Source organism: Rhodococcus sp. (in: high G+C Gram-positive bacteria), from assembly GCF_049591685.1.
Classification (GTDB): Bacteria; Actinomycetota; Actinomycetes; order Mycobacteriales; family Mycobacteriaceae; genus Rhodococcoides.
Window position 1 is genome coordinate 1 of record NZ_JBAWFH010000209.1, and the last position, 6,928, is coordinate 6,928.

The 6,928-nt window shown below is 64.7% G+C and carries 8 protein-coding genes and 1 tRNA gene; 6 read left to right on the forward strand and 3 right to left on the reverse strand.

All coding sequences use genetic code 11. The features are described from left to right. Positions 1–14: 14 nt before the first annotated feature. Both efeO and efeU read right to left on the reverse strand, forming a co-directional pair. A complete protein-coding gene (gene efeO / locus WBQ44_RS08950) occupies positions 15–1,154 on the reverse strand; it encodes an iron uptake system protein EfeO (RefSeq protein WP_495566351.1) in 1,140 nt (379 codons plus the stop codon). Between the two features lie 15 nt (positions 1,155–1,169). Continuing rightward, positions 1,170–2,036: an iron uptake transporter permease EfeU gene (gene efeU, locus WBQ44_RS08955; protein WP_495566352.1), complete on the reverse strand. Its 867-nt coding sequence runs from the start codon at positions 2,034–2,036 to the stop codon at positions 1,170–1,172. 207 nt (positions 2,037–2,243) lie between these two features. On the opposite strand from efeU, the gene WBQ44_RS08960 reads away from it, so the two are divergent. The 6 genes from WBQ44_RS08960 to WBQ44_RS08985 all read left to right on the forward strand — a co-directional run bounded on the left by WBQ44_RS08960 (position 2,244) and on the right by WBQ44_RS08985 (position 6,592). Continuing rightward, a complete protein-coding gene (locus tag WBQ44_RS08960) occupies positions 2,244–2,948 on the forward strand; it encodes a lytic transglycosylase domain-containing protein (RefSeq protein ID WP_495566353.1) in 705 nt (234 codons plus the stop codon). A 90-nt stretch (positions 2,949–3,038) separates the two neighbouring features. Further along, positions 3,039–4,325, forward strand: a complete 1,287-nt coding sequence (eno, locus tag WBQ44_RS08965) for a phosphopyruvate hydratase (protein ID WP_495566354.1) — start codon at positions 3,039–3,041, stop codon at positions 4,323–4,325. Between the two features lie 32 nt (positions 4,326–4,357). Further along, on the forward strand, positions 4,358–5,041 hold the full coding sequence (locus tag WBQ44_RS08970; protein ID WP_495566355.1) for an FtsB family cell division protein: 684 nt from the start codon (positions 4,358–4,360) through the stop codon (positions 5,039–5,041). Then, the gene (locus tag WBQ44_RS08975) at positions 5,038–5,565 is read left to right on the forward strand and encodes a DUF501 domain-containing protein (RefSeq protein ID WP_495566356.1); all 528 of its coding nucleotides are present in this window, start codon (positions 5,038–5,040) and stop codon (positions 5,563–5,565) included. Before WBQ44_RS08970 ends, WBQ44_RS08975 begins: the two co-directional genes overlap by 4 nt. Beyond that, positions 5,562–6,506 (forward strand): Ppx/GppA phosphatase family protein, encoded by a 945-nt coding sequence (locus tag WBQ44_RS08980; protein ID WP_495566357.1) that lies wholly within the window; start codon positions 5,562–5,564, stop codon positions 6,504–6,506. The genes WBQ44_RS08975 and WBQ44_RS08980 overlap by 4 nt, the downstream gene beginning before the upstream one ends. Positions 6,507–6,518: 12 nt before the next feature. Then, a tRNA-Leu gene (locus WBQ44_RS08985) sits at positions 6,519–6,592 on the forward strand. A gap of 97 nt (positions 6,593–6,689) precedes the next feature. Here the strand turns inward: WBQ44_RS08985 and WBQ44_RS08990 are convergent. After that, positions 6,690–6,928: hypothetical protein (locus tag WBQ44_RS08990; protein WP_495566358.1), on the reverse strand; the 239-nt coding region annotated here is incomplete at its 5' end.

The window sequence follows — 6,928 nt, forward strand, 5'->3', positions numbered from 1 at the left end:
AGTCCGGCTTGGAGTTATTGTCCTGCAACGACACCCTGCACCTGGCTCACTTCGGCGGACAGTGCGTCGATCTTGTTGGACAGTTCCTGCCGCTGCGGTTCGGTGACGGTGTCGTAGAAGACATATCCGTCGCCGTTGCGGTACTTCGCCAGTTCGGCGTCGAGTTCGGCGAACCGTGCGTCGATCGTCGTGCCCAGTTCGGCGTTGTTCTGGTCGATGATCGGTCGCACCGCGGCAACCGCTGCCTGCGAGCCGTCGACGTTGGCCTGGAAGTCCCACAGGTCGGTATGCGAGAAGAAGTCCTCTTCACCGCTGATCTTGGTCTTGGCCACCTCGTCGAGCAATCCCTGTGCGCCACCGGCAACTTGGATCGGGTCCACGGTGAAGTCGTCGGCCTTCACCTTGTCGGCCAGTTCGGCGATGTCGGCCTGCAGCTGATCGGCCATCGCGTCGGTGTCGGGCTGGAGGCCCTGCGTCCACAGATCTTTCTCGATGCGGTGGAAGCCGGTCCATTCGGCGCCTGGCTCGACATCGGGTTCACGCAGATCGATGCGTGGGTCAAGGTCGTCGGGGAAGCTCTCGGCGACGGGTTCGATGCGCTCGTAGTAGCTGCGGGTGATGGGAAACTGTGTTTTGGCCGTTTCGATATCGCCGGACTTGACGGCGGCGACGAACGTTGCGGTGGTCTCCTGCAGGGCGTCGACCTGACTGACGACGTAGCGCTTGTAACCCGACGCAGCCTCGTCGAGCAGGCCGTTCTCGTCAGCTTGACGCATCGAATCGCCGCTGACGACGAAGTCCGCGCGAACGCCGTCGCCGACCATCCCTGCCTTGCAGGCGGTTTGGTAGGTGCCGGGGTCGGGCAACGCGACGATGAGCTGACGCGTTAGGCCGGGTCCGATGTTCTCGATCTCTCCCATGACGCGGTCGCCGTCACCGTAGACGTAGAACTCGGTGACCTTGCTGCCGTTGTTGGTGACCTGGAACGTCGAGTTGCCGGTGGAGCCCTCCGTCGAGGCGACGTCGCAGGTTGTGTCGCTCGCGGTGACGGCGATGTCTGCGTCGCCTGCTTCGGACGAGGATTTCTCGGTGCAGCCCGCGAGCGCGAGCGGGAGTACCGCCACGGCAGCGAGAGCGAATGTGGTGCGACGCATCGTAGATAACGCCTTTCAGGAGGTGAGGGCGGGTTCGCGAACGCGAACCGGGCGGAGGAAGAGGTAGAGGACCACGACGATGTAGAGCAGCCAGCCGACGACCTGCAGGACGGTCGGCTCGGGGCGGAAGTTGAAGATGCCCGCGAGCACGGTTCCGTACCAGCTCGATGCGTCGAAGTGGGCGGTGATGTCGAATGCGACCGAGCTTCCGCCGGGGATCAACCCGCCGATCTGCAGTGCACGGATGCCGTACGCGAGGATGCCCGCGGCGACGACGATGAGGAAGATGCCGGTGTACTTGAAGAACACGGCGAAGTTGATGCGAATGGCGCCGAAGTAGAGGAAGACGGTCAACACGGCGGCGACGACGATGCCTAGCAGCAGACCAAGTAGCGGCCACGAGCTGCCGTTGGTGTTCTCCGCGTATCCGACCATGAGAAGGGCTGTTTCGACGCCTTCGCGCCCGACGGCGAGGAACGAGAGCGTCAATACGGCGAGGGGTCCGACGGTGAGTGCGCGTTCCATGTTCGCGCGCAGTTCGCCCGACATGTCCTTGGCTGCGGTGCGCATCCACAGCACCATCGCCGTGACGATCGCCACGGCGACGAGCGACGCCAACCCGGCAATGATCTCGGCGGTGAGCCCCGTTACCGTCGACGTGCCGTAGTGGATGACGAAGAAGATGAGCGCGACCATGACGATTGCGCTGCCGACACCGAGCCAGACCCAACGCAGGGCGTCGCGGCGATCGGCCTTGACGAGGAACGCCACGAGGATCATGACGACGATGCCGGTCTCGAGACCTTCGCGCAGTCCGATGAGGGCGCTGCCCAACATTTGCGTCGCGATCGAGGGAGCCGATGCGGCAGCGAGTACGGACACGTGGGTTGCTCCTGGATTGCGAGAGACAAGGGTAGGCGTACCTATGTCGTTTGAAGCAACATACACCCTGCGCAGGAACCCAAAACCCATTTGACCTGCACCAACGCATCGCTTTAGGTTCTTATTACTTTCGATGTGCAGGATGGGGGAGTGAAGAAGCGGCCGTTACCATCCCCCAGGGTCACCCGACGGACGCAGCTGCTGTCCGTGTTGGCTGTTCTCCTGGTCGGCGCGACGGTCGCAGCCTGCGGGTCTTCGGAGCCGCCGCGGAGCATTCCCGAGGGCATTCCGCCCGGGGCTGGCACCCCGGTTCCCGAAATCGACTTCAACGCGCCCGGACGCACCGCCGATCTTTTGCTCGCCTGGGCCGAACCGCAATCGAGTGCCGTGAACATCTCCGCGCCTGCCCTCGCCGCCTATGCCCACGCAGCGGCCATCATGGCCGACACGTCGCCCGGATGTGGGATCGCATGGACGACGTTGGCCGGCATCGGATACATCGAAAGTAGGCACGGCACGTACCAGGGTTCGACGGTTGCGCCCGACGGCGCGGTCACGCCCCTGATCCGCGGTATTCCGCTCGACGGCGGGCCTGGAATCGCAGAGATACCGGATACCGACGGCGGCGTGCTCGACGGCGACCCGGTGTACGACCGCGCGATGGGTCCGATGCAGTTCATCCCGGAGACCTGGCGGAAATGGGGTGTCGACGCCAATGGCGACGGCTCGCCCAATCCCGACAATCTCGACGATGCCGCATTGACTGCCGCCCGGTATCTCTGCGCGAGAGGCGGCGACCTGATCACTGCGGAGGGTTGGGAGCGAGCCCTCATGGCCTACAACCAGTCCGGTGAATATCTGCGAAATGTCCGCGACGCCGCTGCTGCCTACTCTGTCGGAGCCAGCGCCTGAGGCCTGGTACATATGCGCCGACGATCGGTGGAGCGGCTAGTCTGACACCCGGCACTTGTCCGCACGTCCCCGTTACAAGGAGAAGCATTCGTGGCCATCATTGAGCAGGTCGGCGCTCGCGAGATCCTCGACTCCCGTGGCAACCCCACGGTCGAGGTCGAGGTTGCGTTGGACGACGGAACCCTGACGCGTGCAGCGGTTCCCTCCGGCGCATCCACCGGTGAGCACGAGGCCGTCGAACTCCGCGACGGCGGCGATCGCTACGGCGGCAAGGGCGTCGAGAAGGCAGTCAACGCCGTACTCGACGAGATCGCCCCGGCCGTCATCGGCCTCGACGCCATCGAACAGCGTGCAGTCGACCAAGCTCTGCTCGACCTCGACGGCACCCCCAGCAAGTCCCGCCTCGGCGCGAACTCCCTGCTCGGTGTTTCGCTGGCCGTGGCGAAGGCAGCCGCCGAGTCGGCCGGCCTCGAGCTGTTCCGCTACCTCGGCGGACCCAACGCGCACATTCTGCCGGTACCGATGATGAACATCATCAACGGCGGCGCACACGCGGACAGCGGCGTCGACGTGCAGGAATTCATGATCGCGCCCATCGGTGCGCCCACGTTCAAGGAGTCCCTGCGCTGGGGCGCCGAGGTCTACCACTCGCTCAAGTCGGTTCTCAAGGCCAAGGGCCTTTCGACCGGTCTCGGCGACGAGGGTGGCTTCGCTCCCGATCTCGCGGGCACCACGGCTGCTCTCGATCTCATTCTCGAAGCCATCGGCAAGACGGGTCTGAAGCCCGGTCGCGACGTCGCGTTGGCTCTCGACGTGGCAGCCACCGAGTTCTACACCGCGGGCACCGGCTATGCGTTCGAGCGGGCCACCAAGTCCGCCGAAGAGATGTCGGCGTTCTACGGCCAGCTCGTCGACCAGTACCCGCTCGTGTCCATCGAGGATCCGCTCGACGAGAACGACTGGGACGGCTGGGTTGCGCTCACCGAGGCCATCGGCGACAAGGTGCAGCTCGTCGGCGACGACCTGTTCGTCACCAACCCCGAGCGTCTCGAGGACGGCATCGTCAAGGGCGCCGCCAACGCACTGCTCGTCAAGGTCAACCAGATCGGCACGCTCACCGAGACCCTCGACGCCGTCGACCTCGCGCACCGCAACGGTTACAAGACGATGATGAGCCACCGCAGCGGCGAGACCGAGGACACCACCATCGCTGACCTGGCGGTTGCCGTCGGCAGCGGCCAGATCAAGACCGGTGCCCCGGCTCGAAGCGAGCGCGTTGCCAAGTACAACCAGTTGCTGAGAATCGAAGAAGCTCTCGGTGACGCGGCGCGTTACGCCGGCGAGCTGGCTTTCCCCCGGTTCAATTACGAGGGATGAGTTCGCGCGTAACTGTTTACTGAGGTGGATCGATGGCGGCACGACGGGGAAGACCGGGGACCAGTCCGAACGGACGTGATCCCCGGCCTCGTGGCCGCTCGGCATCCTCGCGTGATCGGCCGACGGGTGCCGCGTCGGGAAGTGGACGCGGCACCGGTCAGCCGGCGCCGGAGCCGTCGGAACAGGCTCGGGACGCTGTCGTCGGAGGCAAGGCCGCTCCTCGACGCGTCGAGGTCCGCGCCTCGGCAGGCGGCGGCGACCGTACCTTTTTCGGCTTGTCGACGGCCCGTGCGGTCATCCTTGCCGTCGTCGTGTGCGCGTTGGCCCTGACGCTGGCCGTTCCGTTGCGGACGTATTTCACTCAGCGGGCTGAACTCGAGCAGGTACTCGTCGAGCGCGGGACGCTCGAGGAGCAAGTCGCGGCGCTGGAGTTGGAAAAGACTCAGCTCAACGACCCGACCCGAATCGCAGCCGAAGCACGTACTCGGCTGCGCTGGGTCATGCCGGGGGAGACGCCCTACACCGTGCAACTGCCCGGCGACGAGGGCCCCACCGAAGAAGAAGTGGAAGCAGCGAAGAAAGCGGAGGGGCCCTGGTATCGGGACCTCTGGGAGACAGCAGTTCAACCGCAGGAGAGTGCGGAACGCGAGGTGGCACCGCCGCCCGCGGTTGTTCCGGCGCCTGCGCCAGCAATAGAAGGAGGACCGGTCGGGTGAGCTCGCCAGTTTCGCAACAAGACCTCGATGCGGTGGCGGAGCAGTTGGGACGTGAACCCCGGGGAGTCCTCGAGATCGCGTACCGGTCGCCGGACGGTCGGCCCGGGGTTGTGAAAACCTCACCGAAGCTTTCGGACGGGACGCCGTTCCCGACGCTGTTCTACTTGACGGATCCGCGACTCACCGCGGAGGCAAGTCGGCAGGAATCCGCAGGCGTCATGCGTGAGATGACGCAGCGGTTGACGGAGGACGAGGAGTTGGCTGCGGGATATCGGCGCGCCCACGAGTCGTACCTTGCCGAACGCAACGAAATCGAGTCGCTGGGAACCGATTTCACCGGTGGCGGCATGCCGGATCGCGTCAAGTGCCTGCACGTCCTCATCGCTCATGCCCTCGCCAAGGGCCCCGGCCTCAACCCCCTGGGTGACGAATCCGTCGCTCTCGCTGCCGACAACGGTCTGCGCGGCAGGGCAATTCCGGCCGATTGGCCCACTATCGCCGAACTACGTGGAGAGACAACATGACTCGGGTCGCTGCCATCGACTGCGGTACCAATTCGATCAGGCTTCTGGTTGCCGACATCAAGGACGGCGTCCTGACGGATGTGGCCCGCGAGATGCGCGTCGTGCGGCTCGGTCAAGGCGTCGACGCGACCGGTGCGTTCGTGCCCGAGGCGCTCGAACGCACACGTGTCGCGCTCGAGGAGTATGCCGGGATCGTCCGTGAGGCGGGTGCGTCGGCGATACGAATGGTCGCCACATCTGCGACGCGTGATGCGTCGAACCGTGACGACTTCTTCGACATGACTCGCCAGATCCTGGATCCGATCGTGGCCGGCTCGGTCGCCGAGGTCATCACAGGTGACGAGGAAGCCCGATTGTCGTTCGCCGGTGCAGTAGGCGAACTTGATTCCGCTGGTGCGCCTTTCGTGGTGGTCGATCTCGGCGGGGGTTCGACGGAGCTGGTGCTGGGTGACAACAAAGGCGTTCGCGCGGCATTCTCCGCCGATATCGGTTGCGTTCGGCTGACCGAGCGTTTCTTGCACAGCGACCCGCCCACCGCCGAGGAAATCGCCGCTGCTCGTGCGTACGCCCGCGAGAAGCTGCACGAGGCTTTCGAGGATGTACCGATCGGCGACGCGTCCAGCTGGGTCGGCGTCGCGGGCACGATGACGACCATCGCCGCCATCGCATCCGGGCTGCAGGAATACGACGCCGACAAGGTTCACTTGACGCGGGTGTCGTTCTCCGACCTGTTCGAGGTGTGCGACCGGCTGATTGGAATGACACGGGAAGAGCGAGCAGCGCTGGGCCCCATGCATCCTGGACGGGTCGACGTCATCGGCGGCGGATCCATCATCTGCAGCGTCCTCGCCGAAGAGTTCGAAAGCCGAGGCGTAGTCAGTACTTTGGTGGTCAGCGAGCACGATATCCTCGACGGCATCGCGCTGTCGATCAAGAACTGAGCCCAAAGCTCAGCCCCTATAGCCCAATTGGCAGAGGCAGCGGACTTAAAATCCGCACAGTGTCGGTTCGAGTCCGACTGGGGGCACCGCATTTCCGCAGGTCAGCGGCCGAATGTCCTGGCCAAATTCGCTTTCCAACTCTCCTAGGGCCGTGAAAAGGCCGTGAGATGCGGGAGTACTCGGTCAGCGCCGCTTCCGCTGTTTGCGTTTGCGCTTCAACTTGGCGTCGCGACTCTTGTGCGAGCGAGTACCCGAGCTTAGGCGAGGAGGGCTTGGAGGCTCACCGCCGTTGAGAACCCAATCGGGCGGCATCGTTCCCGTTTCACGCCGCCACTCGCGGTACTCCTCTGCCGCTGTCTCCACCGCTTGGAAGTCCTCCATGTGATGAAGTGTGACCGCGCCGTGCAGCCAGCCGTAAAATT